The sequence below is a fragment of the uncultured Amnibacterium sp. genome (assembly GCF_964250715.1).
Taxonomy (GTDB): Bacteria; Actinomycetota; Actinomycetes; order Actinomycetales; family Microbacteriaceae; genus Amnibacterium.
Genome location: NZ_CAXUGX010000005.1, coordinates 191,049 through 209,735 on the forward strand (window position 1 = coordinate 191,049; position 18,687 = coordinate 209,735).

Annotated in this window: 19 protein-coding genes; 9 read left to right on the top strand and 10 right to left on the bottom strand. The window is 71.6% G+C overall.

Annotated elements, in window-relative coordinates:
• The first annotated feature begins 54 nt into the window (after window positions 1-54).
• From ACFE7H_RS07210 to ACFE7H_RS07225, 4 genes are read left to right on the top strand one after another with little or no spacing between them, the layout of a single operon-like run.
• Window positions 55-384, top strand: a complete 330-nt coding sequence (locus ACFE7H_RS07210) for a PadR family transcriptional regulator (RefSeq protein ID WP_375400547.1) — start codon at window positions 55-57, stop codon at window positions 382-384.
• Complete coding sequence (locus ACFE7H_RS07215) at window positions 381-1,373, top strand: hypothetical protein (protein WP_375400548.1); 993 nt, start codon at window positions 381-383, stop codon at window positions 1,371-1,373. Before ACFE7H_RS07210 ends, ACFE7H_RS07215 begins: the two co-directional genes overlap by 4 nt.
• Before the next feature lie 14 nt (window positions 1,374-1,387).
• A complete protein-coding gene (locus ACFE7H_RS07220) occupies window positions 1,388-2,107 on the top strand; it encodes a hypothetical protein (RefSeq protein WP_375400549.1) in 720 nt (239 codons plus the stop codon).
• A gap of 11 nt (window positions 2,108-2,118) precedes the next feature.
• Window positions 2,119-2,814, top strand: a complete 696-nt coding sequence (locus tag ACFE7H_RS07225) for an ATP-binding cassette domain-containing protein (protein ID WP_375400550.1) — start codon at window positions 2,119-2,121, stop codon at window positions 2,812-2,814.
• 20 nt (window positions 2,815-2,834) lie between these two features.
• Here ACFE7H_RS07225 and ACFE7H_RS07230 read toward each other — a convergent pair whose 3' ends face one another.
• From ACFE7H_RS07230 to ACFE7H_RS07240, 3 genes are all read right to left on the bottom strand, one after another.
• Window positions 2,835-3,356 (bottom strand): hypothetical protein, encoded by a 522-nt coding sequence (locus tag ACFE7H_RS07230; protein ID WP_375400551.1) that lies wholly within the window; start codon window positions 3,354-3,356, stop codon window positions 2,835-2,837.
• A complete protein-coding gene (locus ACFE7H_RS07235) occupies window positions 3,350-3,976 on the bottom strand; it encodes an RNA polymerase sigma factor (RefSeq protein WP_375400582.1) in 627 nt (208 codons plus the stop codon). Before ACFE7H_RS07235 ends, ACFE7H_RS07230 begins: the two co-directional genes overlap by 7 nt.
• 93 nt (window positions 3,977-4,069) lie before the next feature.
• The gene (locus ACFE7H_RS07240) at window positions 4,070-4,714 is read right to left on the bottom strand and encodes a TetR/AcrR family transcriptional regulator (RefSeq protein WP_375400552.1); all 645 of its coding nucleotides are present in this window, start codon (window positions 4,712-4,714) and stop codon (window positions 4,070-4,072) included.
• 135 nt (window positions 4,715-4,849) lie between these two features.
• On the opposite strand from ACFE7H_RS07240, the gene ACFE7H_RS07245 reads away from it, so the two are divergent.
• Window positions 4,850-7,675 carry an MMPL family transporter gene (locus tag ACFE7H_RS07245; RefSeq protein ID WP_375400553.1) on the top strand — a complete coding sequence of 942 codons (2,826 nt, stop codon included), beginning with the start codon at window positions 4,850-4,852 and terminating at the stop codon, window positions 7,673-7,675.
• Window positions 7,672-9,843 carry a YhgE/Pip family protein gene (locus ACFE7H_RS07250; protein ID WP_375400554.1) on the top strand — a complete coding sequence of 724 codons (2,172 nt, stop codon included), beginning with the start codon at window positions 7,672-7,674 and terminating at the stop codon, window positions 9,841-9,843. Before ACFE7H_RS07245 ends, ACFE7H_RS07250 begins: the two co-directional genes overlap by 4 nt.
• A 38-nt stretch (window positions 9,844-9,881) precedes the next feature.
• Here the strand turns inward: ACFE7H_RS07250 and ACFE7H_RS07255 are convergent, their stop codons facing one another.
• Complete coding sequence (locus ACFE7H_RS07255; RefSeq protein WP_375400555.1) at window positions 9,882-11,138, bottom strand: kynureninase; 1,257 nt, start codon at window positions 11,136-11,138, stop codon at window positions 9,882-9,884.
• Window positions 11,135-12,166, bottom strand: coding sequence for a hydrolase (locus ACFE7H_RS07260; protein WP_375400556.1), 1,032 nt, complete (start codon window positions 12,164-12,166; stop codon window positions 11,135-11,137). The genes ACFE7H_RS07255 and ACFE7H_RS07260 overlap by 4 nt, the downstream gene beginning before the upstream one ends.
• A 128-nt stretch (window positions 12,167-12,294) precedes the next feature.
• Here ACFE7H_RS07260 and ACFE7H_RS07265 point away from each other — a divergent pair, with 128 nt between their 5' ends.
• Together ACFE7H_RS07265 and ACFE7H_RS07270 are read left to right on the top strand one after the other, a co-directional pair.
• Window positions 12,295-13,131 carry an HpcH/HpaI aldolase/citrate lyase family protein gene (locus ACFE7H_RS07265; RefSeq protein ID WP_375400583.1) on the top strand — a complete coding sequence of 279 codons (837 nt, stop codon included), beginning with the start codon at window positions 12,295-12,297 and terminating at the stop codon, window positions 13,129-13,131.
• A gap of 148 nt (window positions 13,132-13,279) precedes the next feature.
• Entirely contained in the window at window positions 13,280-13,450 is a 171-nt protein-coding gene (locus tag ACFE7H_RS07270; protein ID WP_375400557.1) for a CsbD family protein, read from the top strand.
• A 104-nt stretch (window positions 13,451-13,554) separates the two neighbouring features.
• Here the strand turns inward: ACFE7H_RS07270 and ACFE7H_RS07275 are convergent, their stop codons facing one another.
• The 5 genes from ACFE7H_RS07275 to ACFE7H_RS07295 form a co-directional block, all read right to left on the bottom strand.
• Window positions 13,555-14,283: an SDR family NAD(P)-dependent oxidoreductase gene (locus tag ACFE7H_RS07275; RefSeq protein WP_375400558.1), complete on the bottom strand. Its 729-nt coding sequence runs from the start codon at window positions 14,281-14,283 to the stop codon at window positions 13,555-13,557.
• Between the two features lie 121 nt (window positions 14,284-14,404).
• A complete protein-coding gene (locus tag ACFE7H_RS07280; RefSeq protein WP_375400559.1) occupies window positions 14,405-15,520 on the bottom strand; it encodes a glycerate kinase in 1,116 nt (371 codons plus the stop codon).
• Entirely contained in the window at window positions 15,517-16,176 is a 660-nt protein-coding gene (locus ACFE7H_RS07285; RefSeq protein ID WP_375400560.1) for a copper resistance CopC family protein, read from the bottom strand. Before ACFE7H_RS07285 ends, ACFE7H_RS07280 begins: the two co-directional genes overlap by 4 nt.
• Window positions 16,177-16,223: 47 nt before the next feature.
• Window positions 16,224-16,874 (bottom strand): YcnI family protein, encoded by a 651-nt coding sequence (locus ACFE7H_RS07290; RefSeq protein ID WP_375400561.1) that lies wholly within the window; start codon window positions 16,872-16,874, stop codon window positions 16,224-16,226.
• 315 nt (window positions 16,875-17,189) lie between these two features.
• Complete coding sequence (locus ACFE7H_RS07295) at window positions 17,190-17,888, bottom strand: hypothetical protein (protein WP_375400562.1); 699 nt, start codon at window positions 17,886-17,888, stop codon at window positions 17,190-17,192.
• Window positions 17,889-18,173: 285 nt separating this feature from the next.
• Here ACFE7H_RS07295 and ACFE7H_RS07300 point away from each other — a divergent pair, with 285 nt between their 5' ends.
• Window positions 18,174-18,620, top strand: a complete 447-nt coding sequence (locus tag ACFE7H_RS07300) for a hypothetical protein (RefSeq protein WP_375400563.1) — start codon at window positions 18,174-18,176, stop codon at window positions 18,618-18,620.
• The last annotated feature ends 67 nt before the right edge of the window (window positions 18,621-18,687 follow it).

An 18,687-nucleotide genomic window follows, 5' to 3' on the forward strand; every position in this document is an offset into this window, starting at 1 on the left:
GGCAGCTCGGCGCGTCGAGCTTGACGACCTATCCGATATAGGTACCCTAAGGCCATGGTCGGAGTGGAGCGGGTCACCGGCGCGACGGTGGATGTGCTGCGAGTACTGCTCGCGGCCGCGGATCCGGTGTGGGGCCTGTCGGTGATCAAGGCCACGGGCAGGAAGCCCGGCACGGTGTATCCCATCTTCGACCGGCTGGAGTCGGCCGGCTGGGTGCACTCACGGTGGGAGGACGACCCGACACGATCGGGCCCTCGCCGCCGGTACTACGTGCTGAGCGATCAGGGTCAGGTCGCCGCCGCGCAGGTCGTCGCCCGGTTCGACGCACAGCTCGACGCTCGGTCGAGCCGCCGGCAGGCCGGACCGGCAGAGGCATCGGCGTGAGCCGCATGGACGAGGCACTGCTGTCGGTTGCCGCCTCGATGCTGGCGCGGCCGGTCCGTGCCCGGTACCACGAGCAGTGGCTGGCGGATCTGCGGGATGCGCAGGAGGTCGGACTCCCCCGCGCCGCGGTGGTGCGCGGCGCGATCGGCTTCGCGCTGATCGCGGTTCCCCGCGAGGTCGTGGTGGCAGAACTGCGGGCCTCGATCGGCTGGGTGCCCATCACCGCCGCGACGCTCGCGGTGCTGCTGCCGCTGACGGAGATCCTGTTCCGCCACCAGTACCTGACCGGCGGCACGCTGACGAACTCGAACGCGGGGATCCTCGCCTCCGCGGTCGACGGAGTCGTGCCCCTGCTGTTCCCGGTGCTGCTGGTGCTGGTGGGATGCTTCCGGCTGTTCCGCGAGCTCGGCGACCGCTTCGTCGTGAACACCCGCACCCGAGTGCGGGTCGAGAGCTACGTCTACGCGAAGCTGCTCGTGGCGGTCTCGATCGCATTCGTCGTGTTCTTCGCCGCCACCTTCGTCGCGTTCACCGTCTCGTTCGTCGTCTGGCCCGCGATCGGCAACCCGGGCGTCGACACCACCGGGACGCTGATCGACGGCCGGCCGTGGCAGGCCTCCGACGCGATCCACGAGTACACCTTCACCCAGCTGCTCGCCGCCGGTCCGATGCCGTTCGGTATCTTCTACTCCGTCTGGGTGGGGCTCGGAGCGGCCACCCTGACCGCACTCGGGATGGCCGGCCTGCTGATCGTTCGGCGCCCGGCGATCGGCCTTGCCGTGCCCCTGCTGTTCGTGATCGGGCAGCACGCGACCGTGATCCTGCTCGGCCAGGACCGGCTGAGCGTGCTGAACTCGATCTTCCCGTTCGGGTACGTGCAGGCGCCCGTCATCGTGGGGCTGGCTCCGCTGCTGACGCTGATGGTCCTGGTCGCGGGGCTGTGGGTCGTGCTCCTGCGCCGGGTGGCCCGTCTCGACGCACTCTCATGATGGGCACTGCCCTGATGGGCACTGCCCTGATGCGCGCTGCCGTGCTTCGGACGGCGGTGATCACGGTGGCGGCGGCACTCGTCGTCGGTGGGTTGATGGCACAGGCGAACCCGCGGGACCTGTCGCTGTTCGATGCGCTCACGACCGCGCTGCTCGGCAGCACGGGGACCTACCTGCAGTTCATCGGGAGCAGCGTGCTGTTCGTCGGATGCGCATATCTGCTCTCCCTGCGCTACACCGACCGGACGGAGGGATGGCTTCAGCTCGAGCTGCTCCGCTGCGGCACCCACGGACGGTGGCTGGTTCGCGCGGTCGGGCGTGCGTCCGTGACGGCCGCCGCCTTCCCCGTGGTCCTCGCACTGACCGGCTCGGGCTGGTACGTGCTCTACGGCGGACGCACGGTCACTCCCCCGTCGGGCGGCCTCGCTCCGTGGGTGTATCAGCTGCTCGTCAACGGCACCCTGCAGCTCGTCGTCTACCTGCTCGTGCTGCTCGCGGCCACCATCGCGACCCCGAACCGGATCGGCGGCATCGCCTCCGCCGCGATCCTGCTCGCACTGGGCTTCCCCCAGCGGGTTCCGCTCCACCTGCTGCCCGTGCAGCTGTCCGGCATGGGCTACTCCCTCGGCGGCTGGCAGAGCACCCTGTCGGCGTCGCTCACCCTCGCTGTCACGACCGCCGCCGTCGCGGCCGCCGCGCTCCTGCTGCTGCGCCGCCGCCGCCGATCCGCCTGAGAGGCCCCGCCATGCCCGATCTGCCCGCCATGTCGGCCGCGCCGACAGTGCCCATCACGACGCCGGTCATCCGCGTCGCCGACGTCACCAAGCGGTACCGCGCCGCCGAGCTCTTCCACGACGTCACCTTCGACATCGAGCCGGGCCGCACCTACGGACTCGTCGGGCCGAACGGGTCGGGCAAGACCGTGCTGCTGAAGCTGCTGGCGGGACTGACCCTTCCCGATCGCGGGAGCATTGCGATCGACCCGAGCCACCTCGGTCGGGACCGGTCGTATCCGGATCGCTTCGGGATCACGATCAACGGCCCGGCCTACCTCGGTCATCTGACCGGCCGCCAGAATCTGCTGCAACTGGCCGCCATTCGAAGGCGGATCGCCGCCGACCGCATCGACACGACCATGGCGGCGGTCGGCCTCAGCCCCGACCTGAAGCAGAGGGTGCGGCACTATTCGCTCGGGATGAAGCAGAAACTCTCGCTCGCGCAGGCGCTGATGGAGCATCCGAGCGTGCTGCTGCTCGATGAACCCTTCAACGCGCTCGACAGGACCAGCATCAGCACGGTGCACGGCCTGCTGCAGGAGCAGCAATCGCTCGGGACCACGATCGTCTTCACCAGCCACGACTCCCGCCACATCCGGGACCTCAGCGACGTCGTGCTCGAGATCGACGCGCGGACCGTCACGGCCACCGACACTGCGCGGTAGAGCGCTCAGGTCAGGTCAGGTCAGGTCAGCAGGGGCAGACCGAGACGATCGCACACCGCCCGGCTCGTCGTCGCGGGCGGCTCGATCGGGAAGCCGCCGGTGGTCCCGTCCGCGAGCCTGCAGAACGCGAGCGGAGGGACCGGCAGCGTCGACGTGTTCGGGTCGATGTCGGGCCAGTGCCCACCATCGACGGCCGCCTGCTCCAGGCCGGACTTCCACACCAGTGCGCACATGTCGGCCTTCTCAGTCAGGCTCAGCTGCCGCACGGGCGCACCGACCGCAGAGGACATCGCGCTCGTGCCGTGCAGCGAGCCGAGGTCCGCGTGCGCGTAGCAGGTGACGCTCGTTCCGATCGTTTCGGCATCGGCCCGATGCACGACCACCGACGCGGCGACCCCGGATCCCGCAACCACCAGCATCGCCGCCGCCGCGGCCGCGCGACGACCCCTGCGACGCGCTGCGATCCGCCGCAGCAGGCGAATCCGCCCAGCAAGCAGCCGGACCTCGATGTCGTCCTCATCCCGTACGACGGCCATCAGCACGCCCCTTCCTCGTTCATCTGCGCCCCGTTCATGTGCGTCTTGTTCACGTGCGTCGTGTTCACGGGCGAATCGGGCAGCTGCGTCTCGGCCCGCAGTCGCGCCTTGAGACGACTTCTGGCGCGCTGCAGACGTTTGCCCACCGTGGTCACGGTCAGTCCGAGCCGCTCGGCGGCCTCGGCATAGCTCAGGCCGTCCACGAGCACCGCCTGCACGACGGCCCGGTCATGCGCCGTGAGCCCGGCCAGTACGGTCTCGACCGGGTCCACGTCGTCCGTGACGGAACGGTCGTGCAGCGCCGGATCGAACAGCACCTGGCGGGCGGCGCGACGCTGTCGGCGCCGCCTGGCGGACAGCGCCTCCAGTCGGGCCACCGTGAGCAACCACGGCAGCGCCGACCCGCCCACCAGCGTCACGCTGCGACGCTTTCGCCACGCGAGCAGGAACGTCTCCTGCACCACATCGTCGGCCTCGTCCGCATCGGACAGCACCCCGACGGCGAGGCGGAACACCGCGCGCCCGTGGCGGTCGTAGAGCATCGCGACGCCGGCCGAACCCCGGCCCATCAGCAGCTCGTCGCTCAGTTCCTGCTCGCCGCTCAGCGCCTGCTCGTCGACCCTCACACTCAAGAACGTCCCCGGCCGCCCGAATCCTGACGCGGAGGCATCACCTGATTCGCCGGAATCGAGCTCGGGGCAGAGCGGCCCCGGACTGTTCTACGGCTGCCGGACGAGGCCGCGGAGGACGGCGACGAGGCGCTCCGCCGTCAAGCGCTCCCCCTCGGCGGGCTCCAGCTGGGCGACCGCGCTGTCGATGACCGCCTCCATGTAGGCCCCGACGGCCAGCGTCGCGACCATGTCGGCGGGAACGGTGAACGTCGCTCCGGCCGTCCCGGCCCGCTCGGCGAATCGCACGGCGAGGCCCTGGATCACGGTGCGGAACAGCGTGTCGAACTTGGCGGCGGTCGCAGTGTCGTTGCCGCGGATCGCGTGCAGCCGGAACTCCGTGATGACCATCACCCACTTGAGGTCGTCCTCGTCCCCCTGGCCCCGCACGAGGTCGAGGAGCGCTTCTTCGTCGTCGCCGAGGCCGCCGAACAAGCCGGACATCGTGGCGCTCTCGTCCACGGTGCCGAGGCGCCGCTGGATGCTGCGCTCGATCATCGCCAAGAACAACTCCTCCTTGCTCGCGAAGTTGTAATAGAACGCGCCGCGCGAGAACCCCGCCCGCTCGCTGATCGCCTCGACGCTGGACGCGGCGAACCCCTCCTCGGCGAAGGTGTCGAACGCGGCGTCCATCAGACGCTCCCGGGTTCGCTCACGGCGCGGCGTTGCCTGCAGCGGCGGCGCGGTCTCCGTCATTGGATCCGCCTCAATGCGACTCTCATGTCGTTGGATTTTACGCGATGGACGCGAGATTTTCATGCAGGTCTGTATGATCCAGTGTTGTATTTTTTTGAGCCGGACCACACCGGTCCCCCTCGCAAGGAGCGTCCTGTGTCGTCGTTGCTCTACTCGCTCGGTCGCTGGTCCTTCCGCAATCGGCGCCGGGTACTCGCCCTGTGGGTGCTCGTCGTCCTGCTCGCTGCCGGCGCGATGGGACTGCTGAACCGCGGTACCGACAGCGTCGTCTCGATCCCCGGCACCGAGTCGCAGAACGCGCTCGACCAGCTCTCGAACACGTTCCCCGAGGTGAGCGGCGGCAGTGCGCAGGTCGTCGTTGTCGCCGCAAAGGGCATGCAGGTCACCGACTCCGCGTATCGCTCCGGGGTTGCCGCGGAACTGAAGAACGTCGAGAAGATCAAGGGCGTCGACGCCGCGGGATCGCCGTACAGCACCACGGTGAAGGGCGCCATCTCGAAGGACCGCAGTGCGGCGGTGATCTCGGTGCAGCTGACCGAGGACAGCAGCCACGTCACCGAGGCGACCCGGGCGGATCTGCTGGCGACCAAGGCGGCGTTCCTGCAGCAGTTGCCCGCGGGGACCAGCGTCGCCGTCGGCGGTCCCGTCTTCGCCACCGAGGACCAGGGCGGCAGCGTCACCGATGCGATCGGCGTGGTCATCGCGTTCTTCGTGCTGTTCTTCGTGTTCCGCTCGTTCCTGGCCGCGGGCATGCCGCTGCTCGCCGCGGTACTGGGGGTCGGCATCTCCACCCTGCTGATCTTCGCGGCGACCGCGTTCGGCGGCGTGACCTCCACCGCGCCGGCGCTCGCCCTCATGCTGGGGCTCGCCGTCGGGATCGACTACTCGCTGTTCCTGATCTCGCGATATCAGGAGTTGTTGCGCAACGGGCTCACCCCGGACGAAGCCGCACCGCAGGCGACGGCGACCGCGGGCTCGGCCGTCGTGTTCGCCGGCATCACGGTCGTGATCGCCCTGGTGGGGCTCTCCATCGTCGGCATCCCGTTCCTCTCGGTGATGGGGATCGCCGCCGCCGGTGCCGTCGCGCTGTCCGTGACGATCGCGCTGACCCTGACGCCGGCACTGCTCGGCTTCGCCGGTATGCGCCTCGCCCCGACGCCGCGAGCGGTGGCCCGAGCGGCGCGCAGGAGTGCGAAGCAGCACCGCTCGCGGCGTGAGCGGCTCGGCTTCGCACTGCGGTGGGTGCGAGCGATCACCAGGTACCCGATCCTGACCGTGCTGGCGGTGTTCGTGGGGCTCGGTGCGCTCGCGACGCCCGCCCTGACCATGCAGCTGGGCATCCCGGATGCGGGCTCGAAGCCGGTGGGCACCCAGGTGCGCCAGACCTACGATCTCATCTCCAAGCACTTCGGCCCGGGTACCAACGGTCCACTGCTCGTCACCGGCACCATCGTGCAGAGCGACGACCCGCTGACGCTGATGCACCGGATCGGCGCCGAGATCCGCTCCATGCCCGGCGTGCAGAGCGTGCCGCTCGCCACGCCCAACCGCACCGCCGACACGGGGATCATCCAGGTCGTGCCGACCACCGGGCCCAACGACCCGGCGACCGCGAAGCTGATCACCGAGATCCGGGCGCAGCACGACCACTTCCAGAGCAAGTACGGCGTCGACCTGTCGGTGACCGGTGCGGCGGCGGTCGGCATCGACATCTCCGACAAGCTCGGCGGAGCGCTGCTGCCGTTCGGCACGTTCGTGGTCGGGCTGTCGTTCATCCTGCTGATGATCGTGTTCCGCTCCATCGCGGTGCCGATCAAGGCGACGCTCGGCTACCTGCTGTCCGTCATCGCCGCATTCGGGGTGGTGTCCGCCGTGTTCGTGCACGGGGTGGGTGCCGATCAGATCGGCGCGACGCCGGGCATCGTGATCAGCTTCCTTCCGATCCTGCTGATGGGCATCCTGTTCGGACTGGCCATGGACTACGAGCTGTTCCTCGTGTCCCGGATGCGCGAGGAATATGTGCTGAGCGGCGACGCGCACGCGGCCATCGAGCGCGGCTTCGTCGGATCGTCCAAGGTCGTCACCGCCGCCGCCGCGATCATGTTCTCCGTCTTCGCCTCGTTCGTCCCGGGCGGCCAAGGGGCGATCCAGCAGGTCGGCGTCGGCCTGGCGGTCGGCGTCGTGATCGACGCATTCATCGTGCGGATGACGCTCGTGCCCGCCGTCCTGGCGCTGCTCGGCCGCTCGGCCTGGTGGTTGCCGAAGTGGCTCGACCGCCTGCTGCCCGACCTGGACGTGGAGGGCGATGCGATCCGCCACGAGCTCGGTCTGGCCGACTGGCCCGGCCAGGACGTGGCGATCGCGGCGCGCGGCCTGCGCCTCAACGGCGCGCGCGATCCGGTGTTCGCCGGCGTCGACATCCTCGTCCCCTGGGGCGGCGTGTTCGTGGTGGAGTCGCCCGAGCACACCCGCTCCACTGCGCTGCTGCTCACCCTGGCCGGCCGGGTGAAGGCGGATGCGGGCGATCTCAAGGTCGGCGGAGTCGTGCTGCCCAACCGGGTCGGGACGGCCCGCCGCCAGATCGGTCTGGCCCTGCTCGACGGCGCGGAGGATCCGGTCCGCGAGGTGCGCAGCGCCTTCCACCCCCGCGCGCGCCTCGTCTTCATCGACGGCCTCGACACCGTCCTCGATGCGAGCGCACGCCTCGCGATCGGCGAGGTCATCGACGCGGCGGCCGACCGGGCCCGGTCGGTAGGCCGGCCGCTGACGCTCGTGGTCAGCACCGCGGCCACGTCTCGCGTGCTCGAACTGCTGCCCGCTGGACGGCAGCCCGTCTCCCGGTTGGCCGTCACGGCACAGCCCGTCCCGGCACAGCCCGTCCCGGCACAGCTGTCGCCGGCCCCCACCTCCCCCGCCGGCATCGACCCGGCCCGCACCCTGAAAGAGGTGACTCGAAAGTGAGTCCCATCACGTTCGAGCGAGCCGGCGGCGTCAAGCGCGCGGGCCTGCTCACGGTCATCGGGATCGCCCTGATCCCCGTCACGGTGGGAGGCGTGCTGCTGCTCAGCCTGCACAACCCCACCGGCCGGCTGAAGTCCGTCACCGCCGCCATCGTGAACGAGGACGCCGGCGTGAAGCTGAACGGGCAGACGGTCCCGCTCGGCCGCGAGCTGGCCGGCACCCTCGTGAAGGGCACCAAGAACGCGGCCGGCACGACGGCCAACTACACCTGGGTGCTCACCAAGAAGGCCGACGCCGCGAGCGGGTTGAACGACGGCCGCTACACCGCCGTCGTCACGATCCCGAAGCAGTTCTCGAAGGCGGCGACGTCGTATTCCGACGCCGACACCGCCCGGCAGGCCACCATCCAGGTGGCGACATCGGACCAGGATCGCCTGGCGGACGGCGCGATCAGCACGGCGATCGCGAACACGGCGACCGAGGTGCTCGGCCGCACCCTGACCAAGGGCTACCTCTCCAACATCTACGTGGGCTTCAACACCCTGCACACCTCCCTCGGCAAGGCCGCCACCGGGGCGAAGAAGATCACCTCCGGATTGGAGTCGACCACCGCCGGCACCCGCAAGCTGGCGTCCGGCCAGACACAGCTCGCCTCCGGCACGTCGTCGCTCGCCGCAGGACTGCACAAGCTGGCCGACGGGTCCGCCCAGACCACCTCGGGCACCACGACTCTGGCCGACGGCACGTCGTCGCTCGCGTCGGGCACCTCGAAGCTGGCCGGCGGCCTGAAGAAGCTCGCCGCCGGCGCCCACACCACCGCCACGGGGGCCGACTCGCTGGCGTCCGGGTCGCAGAAGATCGCCTCGGGCACGTCGTCGCTGGCGGCCGGACTGCACAAGCTCAGCGACGGCGCCGCCGCCCTGCCGGCGCAGACGAAGCAACTCGCCGACGGCGCCGCCGGCGTCGCCAGCGGGGTGCAGGCGCTCACCCAGTTCCCGCCGGACACGACCCTCGCCGAGGTCGACGCGGCCCTGAAGAAGAACGGCTCGTCCCTGCAGCAGCTGGCCGGTGGCGCATCGGGCATCGCCTCCGGGACCGCCGCGCTCAGCGGCGGCCTGTCGTCCATCAGTTCGGGGATCGCGTCGTCGGCGTCGGGAGCGTCGTCGCTGGCGTCCGGGGCGCGGCAGGTGTCCGGCGGCACGACCAAGCTGGCCGGGGGTCTCGATCAGCTGGCCGACGGCACGACGGCCAGTGCGAAGGGAGCGCGATCGCTCGCGACCGGCACATCGTCGCTGGCGAGCGGAGCGCACAAGCTCGCCGACGGGTCCGCTCAGATCACCGCGGGGATCCGTAGTTCCGCCACCGGCGCCGACCAGCTCGCCTCCGGCAGTTCCAGTCTGGCGTCGGGGACGACCAAGCTGGCGTCGGGCAGCGCCGCGCTCGCGAAGGGTCAGTCGACCTTGGCGTCCGGGCTCGGTACCGCAGCGGACAAGCTGCCGACCTACTCCGCGGCGCAGCGCACGAACCTGGCCGCCGCCGTGGCGCAGCCGGTCGTCGCCCCGAACTCCGGCGGGCTCTCGATGCTGACGCGCTCCGGGCTGCCGGTGCTGATCAGCCTGTGCCTGTGGCTGGGAGCGTTCGCCATCTACCTGCTGCTGCAGGCGGCCAGCCGCCGGGCGCTCACCTCCTCGCGGTCGTCGGTGGCGCTCGCGCTCGGCGGGTACCTGCCGGGCCTCGTGATCGGGGCGCTGCAGGGACTCGCGCTGGCCGCGATCTCGCAGATCGCCCTGCAGCTCGACGTGGGCGCCTGGTTCGCGCTCGCCGGAGTCGCGGTGGTGATCGGCGCGTCGTTCGCCGCCGTGACGCAGGGGTTGACGGCGATCCTCGGCGGGGTCGGCCGGTTCCTGATCGTCGTCGTCGCGGCGCTCGCCCTGGCGACATCGCTGATCTCCACCGCACCGGACCTGCTGGTGACCATCGCGAGCGTGCTGCCGACCGCCCCGGCCGCGACCGCGGTGCTGGACGTGATCACCGGCACGGCGGGTGTCGGCGGGGCCCTGGTGTCGCTCGTCGTCTGGGGCCTGATCGGCCTGCTGCTGACCACGCTCGCCGTCGCCCGCAGCCGGACCGTCAGTGCCCGCCGGTTGCAGGCCATCACGACGGCCTGACCGCGGGTCCTGCTTGTCCGGACCCTTCCCGCCTGCGCCTACTGTCCCGCCACGAGTTCGTTCCGGATCGCGGTCAGGCCGCGGTACAGCTCGACGAAGCCCGTACTGAGGGGCGAGAGCCCCACGCGCAGTCCATTCGGCGCGCGGAAGTCGGGGATCACGCCGGCCCGCCACAGCCGCGGCACAACCTCGCGGAAGTCGGGATGCTCCAGCATCACGTGGCCGCCCAGCCGCTGCGGGTCGCGCGGCGACGCGACGCGGACACCGAGCGGCGCCAGCATCGCATCCGCGTACCGGATCGTATATGCCGTGAGCAGCATGGACTTGGTACGCACTGCATCCAGACCCACGGCGTCGAGCAGCTGCAGCATGTCCTGCATTGCCAGCATGCCGAGCACCGGAGGCGTGCCGGAGAGATAGGCGCGCATCCCGACGGCGGGTCGGTATCGCTCCTCCATGGCGAACGGGTCGGCGGCGCCCAGCCAGCCCTGAATCGGCTGGCGCAGCAGCGGCTGCAGGCGCGCCGCCACGTAGGCGAACGCGGGCGACCCCGGTCCGCCGTTCACGTACTTGTAGGTGCAGCCGACGGCCAGGTCGACGCCGTCGACGTCCAGGTGCATGGGCACGACGCCGGTCGCGTGGCTCAGGTCCCAGAGCAGCAGCGCGCCCGACTGCGCCACCAGCGCGCTGATGCCCGTGACGTCCGCCAGGAACGCCGAGCGGTACGACACCGCACTCAGCACGACGAGCGCCGTGTCCCGCGACAGCACGGCGGTCAGCGCGTCGGCGGTCGGTCCGGCGTCGGGGTCGACCTCGAGCCACCGCAGCGTGCGACCGGTCTCGGCGGCGACGCCCTCCAGCACGAAGCGGTCGGTGGGAAAGTTCTCGGCATCCAGCACGATGTCGGTGCGATCCGGGCGGGCGGCGATCGCGGCGCGGACGAGCTTGTAGAGCAGCACGGTGGTGGAGTCGCCGACGACGGTCTGGCCGGGCGCTGCACCGAGGGCGACGCGGCCGATCTCGTCGCCGACCGTGACCGGTAGGTCGAGCATGCCCTCTTCCCAAGCCCGGATCAGCCGGGGCGCCCACACCTCCCCCGTGAAGCGGCTGAGCCGGTCCGCCGAGGCGATCAGCGGACGGCCGAGCGAATTGCCGTCCAGGTATGCGACGAGTCCCGGGGTCGGCACGAAGCGGTCGCGGTGTGCGGCCAGCGGATCCGTCTCGTCGAGCCGGACCGCCTCCCGCTCGAATTGGACGTCGAGGTCGTGCAGATCGGGCAGGGCATCGGCGGTCATCGCGCTCCTCCGGTCGGTGACAGCGGGTCGAACCGCCCCGCGGTCGCAAGCCACGAGGCGAGCCTGGTTCGACCCCGCGGCACCGGCCCGGCGGCCACGATCGCCCGCGAGACCGGGATCGCCACCTGCGCGGGATCGGGGCCGGTGTCCGGCACGCCGGTGAGCATCCTCAGCAGATCGTCGACGCCGGAGGCGAGCGCTGCGAGGGCCCGCACCTCACGCGGGTGCACCCCGACGGGTGTCGCTCCGTTCCCCATGTCGGTGCCGTAGACGAGCCGGCCACCGTGGCGCAGAAAGGCGAGCGCGTTGTGCGCCGCGCGGCGCCGGGCGACCCCGCCGTGGATGGTGAGCGTGGAGATCCAGGTCATGCTGGCCGCCATCCGGGCGATCGTCTCGTCGGGCAGCACGTCGGTCCACGGGGTGTGGACGAGCACGTCGGCTCCCGCGACGAAGGCGCGCTCCGCCTGGCCCGGGCCCTGCGCGTGCACACCGACCGGCAGCCCGTGCGCGTGCGCGGCGGTCACGATCGCCTCCAGGGTGGGATCGTCCAGCCGGCCCTGTCCGCTGACGAGCGCCACCTTCACCAGGTCGTGGCCGTACGCGGCGGCCTCGTCCACCGCGGCGGTGGCGGCACGCGGGTCCGCCAGTTGCCGGACGGCGGTGTCCGGCGCCCAGGCGTGCTCGAGCGGATACCCGCCGGGCGCGGTCAGGAACGGTCCGGCGATGCGGATCGGGCCTCCGGTGTGCGGCGCGCGCTTCCAGTCGCGGGCGACCTCGGGGATCCAGCCCAGGTCGTGCACCTCGACGACCGCGGACTGCGCGAGTCGCGCACCGTCCACAAGGCCCAGGTGCACGTGCCGGTCGACGACGCCCGGCAGCAGCGTGCCGCGCAGCCGTGTGGTCGGTTCGCGCCGCGCCGTGGTGCCGGTCACCACGCGCAGGGTCGAGCCGCTCTGTTCGAGGACCGCAGGGCCGAAGGCGCGGCCCGACCAGAGCCCGTCGACGGCGAAACGGAGGCTCGCCGGCACGCAGGTCACGGTACCGCCCGTCCCCGTACGCTTGACACTCGCGGCGCTCCCGGCCACACGGCCCACGGGGGGCTGACGCACCCGGGACCGCGACGGAAGGCGAGGACACGACAGTGACGACGAGCACCATGAGTCGCCGCCCCGAAGTCCCGGCCGAGCTGGCCCGGTCCTGGCTGCTCGTGAACGCCGCGGATCCGGACTCGTTCGACCGCCTGCAGACGTCCCGCGCCGACCAGGTGGTGCTCGACATCGAGGACGCGGTCGACCCCACCAACAAGCCCGCGGCACGGGAGGCGGTCGCCGAGTGGCTCACCCGCGACGGCTGCTCGGCCTGGGTGCGCATCAACGACCACGCCACCGGGTTCTGGTCCGGCGACGTGGATCGGCTCTCCGGCCTGCCCGGGCTGCGGGGGGTCATGCTCGCCAAGACCGAGGCGGCCGAGCACGTCACCGAGACGTTCGACCGGCTGGGCGGAGCGACGCCGGTGCTGGCCCTGCTGGAGTCGGCGCTCGGCATTGAGAACGCCGTCGCCGTCGCGAGCGCCCGCGGGGCGTTCCGCCTCGCCTTCGGCAGCGGCGACTACCGGAGGGACACCGGCACCAGTGCGGACGACCTGGCGATGGCCTACCCGCGATCCCGGCTCGTTGTCGCCAGCCGAATCGGCGACCTTCCCGGGCCGATCGACGGCCCGACCGTCAGCAACAACCACCAGGTGCTGCGGGACCAGTCGGCGATGACGGTCTCGCTCGGTCTGACCGGCAAGCTGTGCCTGGACCCCGGCCAGGTGCCGGTCATCAACGAGGTCATCAGCCCGACCCCCTCGGATGTCGCCTGGGCTCGTGACTTCGTGGCGGAGTTCGAGGCGCGGGGCCGCGTGGTGCGCGACGGCAGCGACCTGCCGCGGCTCGGTCGAGCGCGCAAGATCGAGCGCCTCGCGACCGCCTTCGGGGTGCAGCCGAGCTAGTACAGAGCTGACGCCGAGCGCACCGCGCACTCCCAGCAGAAGCCGGGATGCTCGGCACCGCGCCCGCGCGACGCTCGCGTCGGTTCGGGATGCGTCGGTCCGGATAGGACCGTCCGATACGAATGACCCCGATAGAAAGGAATCCGACATGGGTTTGGACGACAAGATCTCCAACGCCGCCGAGAAGCTGGGCGGCCAGGCCAAGGAGTCCACCGGCAAGGCCACCGGTGACGAGCAGTTGCAGGCCGAGGGCCAGGTCGACCAGACGTCCGCGGGCCTGAAGAAGGTCGGCGAAGACGTCAAGGATGTCTTCAAGTAGAACGATTTCTGCACCTCGCGGTTCCAGAACACGCCCCCATCGTTCGGTGGGGGCGTTTCTGTCGTCCGGAGCCTGAGTTCGAGCCGGATCGTACGGAGATGTCGTTACCAGGGCACCGGGCCGTCGTTGCCGACGAAGGTCCCGGTCGGCCCGTTGGAGCCGATGAGTGCCATCTGGACGATGACCTCGGATCCTTCCTCGACCGTGTTGATCTGCAGACCCGCGGCGCGCAATTCATCGACGCTCGGCGCGTCGTGACGGGGGCCGGTGAAATCGGTCGCAGTCAGTCCCGGAGTGGCGGAGTTGACTCGCCACCGTGGAAACGCGCGGGTGTACTGGATGGTGAGCATATTGAGCGCCGCTTTCGACATCGGGTAGGCCAGCATCGTCCAGGGTGAGTTCGGGTTCGAGTTCCGCGCGAGCGAGCCGACCGCGCTCGAGACGTTGACGACGACCGGGGCCTCGCTCGCTTCGAGCAGGGGCGTGAAGGCGTCGACGACCGCGGCCGCGCCGAAGACATTGGTCTCGAAGACGGTGCGGAGGTCGTCGAGGGTCGCCGTGCCGGGCGGTTGCTGCGCGCCGGCGATACCGGCGTTGTTCACGAGCACGTCCAGATACCCGACCTCGTCCTTCAGCCTGTCCGCGGCGGCGGCGATCGAGGAGGCATCGGTCGCGTCGAGCTGGATGGGTGTGGCGCCGATCACAGCCGCAGCTTCGGCGCCCCGGTCTGGATCTCGGGCGCCCAGGTAGACGGTCTGGCCGGCCTCGACGAGGCGGCGAGCGACCTCGCGACCGATCCCGCGAGTGGCTCCGGTGACAAGCGTGATGGTCATGGCGCCATGGTTGCACTTCGTCGTCGTCGCCGGCGCCGGTGCACTGGCGAGACCTGTTGGACGTCCTGGCGACCTGGTACCTCCGCTCCGCCGAGCACGACGAACGAACGAGACCGACCGCTCACGCCCAGGCGCGGGCGAGTGCGGCGCCCGCCGCACGCAGGTACGGCAGCGGGTCGGCGATCGTCGACTCCGCCGGCGCCTGGTCGGTCAACGCCACCGCTGCGGCGAAGCCGGTGGTCGGCGCGTCGATGCGGCCCGCGACGAGCAGCACGGGGACGCGGGCAGCCGCAGCGAGCGTGGCGACGTGCGCCGGCGCCTTACCGGTGGTGGATTGGCCGTCCCAGCGCCCCTCCCCCGTGATCACGACGTCCGCCGCCGCGATCGCCGCGGGCAGCCCCACCAGCGCGGCGACCGCGGCGGAGCCGGGAACGACCCGGCCGCCCCACCACGCCAGCCCGTAGGCACTGCCACCGGCGGCACCCGAGCCCGGCACGTCGGGATCCGCGCCGAGGATCGCCGCATAGGCCGCCAGCGCGGCGTCCATCCAGGACACCTCCGGGGCGGTCGCGCCCTTCTGCGGCGCGAAGACCGCGGCGGCTCCCGTCGGTCCTGTCAACGGCGCATCGACGTCCGTCAGCAGGTCGACCCCGCCGACCGGGATCGGCACCAGCCCGGCCCGCTCGATGCGGGCCAGCTGCGCGAGTCCGGCGGCGCCCGCCCCGATCGGCGCGCCGGCACCGTCGAGCAGCAGCGCTCCCAGAGCGGCGAGCGCACCGGCCGCTCCGTCGGTGGATGCGCTGCCGCCGAGGCCCACCACCAGCCGCGACACACCGGCGGTCAGGGCGCCTCGGATCGTCTCGCCGAGGCCCGTCGTCGTGGCCGTCATCGGCAGCAGGCGACCGCCGAGCAGCGGCAACCCGCTCGTCTCGGCTACCTCCACGACGCCGGTCCCGCCCGGCAGCCCCGGAGTCGCGGGCAGCAGCAACCACGTCGTGGCCCGAACGCGCCCGTCGGGTCCGGTCGCCAGCACCGGCTGCCGCTGCCCACCCGGCACTGCCGCCTCGAGCGCGTCGAGCGTCCCCTCGCCGCCGTCGGCCATCGGCAGCACGACGACGCGGTCGCCGGTCCGCTCCGTCGACCAGCCGGCCGCCAGCGCAGCACCGACGGCGACTGCGGTGGCGGAGCCTTTGAACGAGTCCGGTGCGATCACCACCGTGCGGGACGGATTGTTCACGGCGACGTCTCCCGCGCTGGTCCGGGCTGCGCCGGCCCGGATTCAGGCGCGGATTGCAGCCCGGCATCCGCCGACTCCGTCCCGGCCGGCAGCCGTGTCGCGCGCAGCACGACGAGCACCACTGCCGCGAGCACGCCGAGCACCACCAGGCCGCCGACGATCGCGAGCGCGACGACGAGCCCACCCGGCGGTCCGGCCACGGCTCCGGGCGCTGCCGCGGCGACTCCGCAGTCCGGGCCGTGCGGGGAGCCGGCCGCGGCCCGCTGCCCGGCGGGCGGCGCGTAGGTGAAGCGGATGGAGTTGGACACCGGATGCCCGTCCGCCGACACGACGCGCCACGTCTCGGTGTACGTACCCGGACCGCCGAGCGCCACCCGCGCCGTCACGGTGCGCCCGTCCACCACGGCGCAGCCGGTCTCGAAGTGGCGGGTCGCGCCGCCGGGTCCCGTGACCTGCAGCGCGGTCGATCCGCGGCCGTAGTCGAGCACCACCGCGTCGAACGTCAGGCTGACGGCCCGGGGCGCGGCGCGTACGGTCGAGTCGACGGCAGGATCGCTCGTCACCAGGTAGTCGTGGGCGAAGGCGGCCGCCGCCGGCAGCAGAGCCAGCACACCGCCGAGCCCCAGCACCGCCAGCATCCGGGCGAGCAAGCGCACGGGCCGGCGCCGGGTATGCCCCGCCTCAGTACCAAGGGCCGCAGCACTCATGGCCGCGACGATCGGCGCACCCGCAGCAGCGCAGCGATCGCGAAGATCAGCGCAGCCAGTCCGACGAGCAGTGCGCCACCCGACAGCGCGATCGGCAGCAGCGGCGTCCCCCCGGTCGCGGAGACGGTCACTCCGCCGGGCTGCGGATCGGCCTCGGGCACGGCGTCACGGATGTAGACGGTGGGCGCGGGGTGCTCCGGCTCCTCCCCGGTCGCGGGTGTGGGCTCGTTCCAGTGCTCGACCGACCCGTCGGAGTACGTCTGGGTCGCCGGCAGCACGACCCTGCCCGTGTCAGGCATGGGCCCGACCGAGACAGTGAACAGCTGCACCTGACCCTCCTTCAACCGCGTTCCGCGCGCCGCGGTCCACACGATTCGCACGGGCGCCTCGGTGACCGTCGCGCCGTCGATCTTCGCCGGCTTGGGCAGCCGTGCGGTCGTGACCTCGGCGGTCCAGCCGGGCACCGGGTCGTAGTCGACCTCGCCGAACGGGGTCGCGGTGGGCAGGTCCACCTGCACGCGGGTGGTGAAGGCACTGTCGGACTCGTTCGGCACGGCGAAGGTCAACAGGGTGTCGTCCGCTCCCGCGGCGGCCGTGATCGGCGTGATGCGCACATGCGCGGAGGCGCTGAGGGGGACGGCCAGCACGAGGGCAGCCGTGAGTGCGAGCGCACCGGCCGGTCGCGCCCAGTGGCGTTGAGGGACGACGGGCGGAGGAATTCGATTCGGCACAACGGAGTGCGACGAACGATCGGATGGACGGTCGGCTGGAGAGTCGGCTGGCGACATGAGGTTCCTTCCCGGCGGATCCGCCAGGGTCGAGACGGTGCGACACGGGCTGACGATGTGCCCGAGTCGACGATGTGGTTGCCGGAGCCGGTCGCGCTGCAGCGCGACGGCCAGCCGGTCGAGGATGGCGAAGGTGAGAAGAGCGCCGGTGAGCAGCGCGCCGGAACGGGCGCGTCAGACGGCGAGCGGCGGGCCGCGGTGCGGATGCGCGGTCCGGATCGCTTCGATCACCCGACCGAGTCGGTGCGCGACGGGCGGTAGCGCCGCGACGGGTGCGGCGAGCCGCACCGGCCCGGGCACCCGCAGCAGTCGCCCGAGCCCGCGTCCCGCCATCGCGAGCACGCGGGCGACATCGGTCTCGCCGCGGCGCCACAGCAGCACGGTGACCGCCGCGGCGGCCGCATGTGCAAGCCACATCCACGCCGGCATCGCGACGGTGTGCGACATCGAGGCCGCCCCCACCACCTGAGCGGCCGCCGCGGAGGCGGAGCCCGCTGCATGGCCGGCACCCATGCCGGCCATCCCGACCCCGCCGACCGGATCGGCCGAAGGCAGCGGACGCATCGGGGCCGCTCCGGCGCCACGCTGCAGGGCGAGTACGCCGTGCAGCATCGCCTCGGCGACCACGATGACCGCAGCCTGCCGCCAGAGGCGCACCGCGACGCCGATCAGGGCCACGCCCGGCAACCAGGAGAGCACCAGCACCGCGGTCAACAGCGCCGGTGCCGGCATCGCTCCCCCGGCCGCGACATGTCCAGCGCACGCGGCGAGCACCGCGACGGTGGAGGCCAGCACGCCGCGGGCGGCGCGGACACTCCGGACACTCCGACGCCCGTCGGGAACGCTCGCCGTGCCGACGCCCGCCCGGTCCATGCCAGCAGCCTAGATTCCGCCCGAACGATCGGCTGCGAGCCGCACGCGCCGAGAGACATGTGCCCCGGGACGCATGCCGATGCGCCCTACCTGATCCGGCCCGCGCCGTCGACCCCCTCCCGTACAGGATGGGCGTTCTCCTAGAGCACCTTGGGAGACACCTGATACCCGGTGGACCGATGCCAGCATCGGTGTGCCACGCCTAGAGCAGGGGCGCCGGTACCAGCAGTGCCGGTACCAGCAGTGCCGATACCAGAGATGCCGATAACAGAGATGGGGACTGCCATGAAGGGCAGACTGATGTTCGCCGCCGGAATCACCACCGGCTTCATTCTCGGCTCGCGCGCGGGCCGGCAGGCCTATGACCAGATCAAGGAGCGGGTGCAGACCGTCGCGGGTAACCCGCGGGTGCAAGACGCGGTCGACAAGGCCAAGGACGTCGCAGAGACCAGGGCGCCGAAGGCGACCGCGCGGGTGAAGCAGGTGGCGCAGGCCGCCAGCGAGTCGGCCAAGGCCGCCGGTGAGACCGCGAAGAACGTGGCCGACGAGGCGACCGACTCGACCGACGACGACAAGCCGTCATCGGAGTCGTCCGCGGATGCGAAGTCCGTCTCCAGCGCCCCGAAGCCGACGTCCACACCGACGCCGGCCTCCGCGCTGCCACCCACGCCCAAGACGGTGGCGGACTTCTCGGCCGCCGACGAAAGCATCACGCCGACCGCTACGGTCTGACCGGCGGGCGCCGACGCGGGACGGAAGGCCCCGCATCGGCGATGCAGCATCCCTGATCATCGAGGAG

Bases quoted from the DNA above. Each gene is read 5' to 3' on its own strand.
- ACFE7H_RS07210 (WP_375400547.1), top strand. From the start codon at position 55: ATGGTCGGAGTGGAGCGGGTCACCGGCGCGACGGTGGATGTGCTGCGA.
- ACFE7H_RS07220 (WP_375400549.1), top strand. From the start codon at position 1,388: ATGGGCACTGCCCTGATGCGCGCTGCCGTGCTTCGGACGGCGGTGATC.
- ACFE7H_RS07225 (WP_375400550.1), top strand. From the start codon at position 2,119: ATGCCCGATCTGCCCGCCATGTCGGCCGCGCCGACAGTGCCCATCACG.
- ACFE7H_RS07240 (WP_375400552.1), bottom strand. From the start codon at position 4,714: ATGACGGAGACCGCGCCGCCGCTGCAGGCAACGCCGCGCCGTGAGCGA.
- ACFE7H_RS07255 (WP_375400555.1), bottom strand. From the start codon at position 11,138: ATGACCGCCGATGCCCTGCCCGATCTGCACGACCTCGACGTCCAATTC.
- ACFE7H_RS07265 (WP_375400583.1), top strand. From the start codon at position 12,295: ATGAGTCGCCGCCCCGAAGTCCCGGCCGAGCTGGCCCGGTCCTGGCTG.
- ACFE7H_RS07270 (WP_375400557.1), top strand. From the start codon at position 13,280: ATGGGTTTGGACGACAAGATCTCCAACGCCGCCGAGAAGCTGGGCGGC.
- ACFE7H_RS07275 (WP_375400558.1), bottom strand. From the start codon at position 14,283: ATGACCATCACGCTTGTCACCGGAGCCACTCGCGGGATCGGTCGCGAG.
- ACFE7H_RS07295 (WP_375400562.1), bottom strand. From the start codon at position 17,888: ATGGACCGGGCGGGCGTCGGCACGGCGAGCGTTCCCGACGGGCGTCGG.
- ACFE7H_RS07300 (WP_375400563.1), top strand. From the start codon at position 18,174: ATGAAGGGCAGACTGATGTTCGCCGCCGGAATCACCACCGGCTTCATT.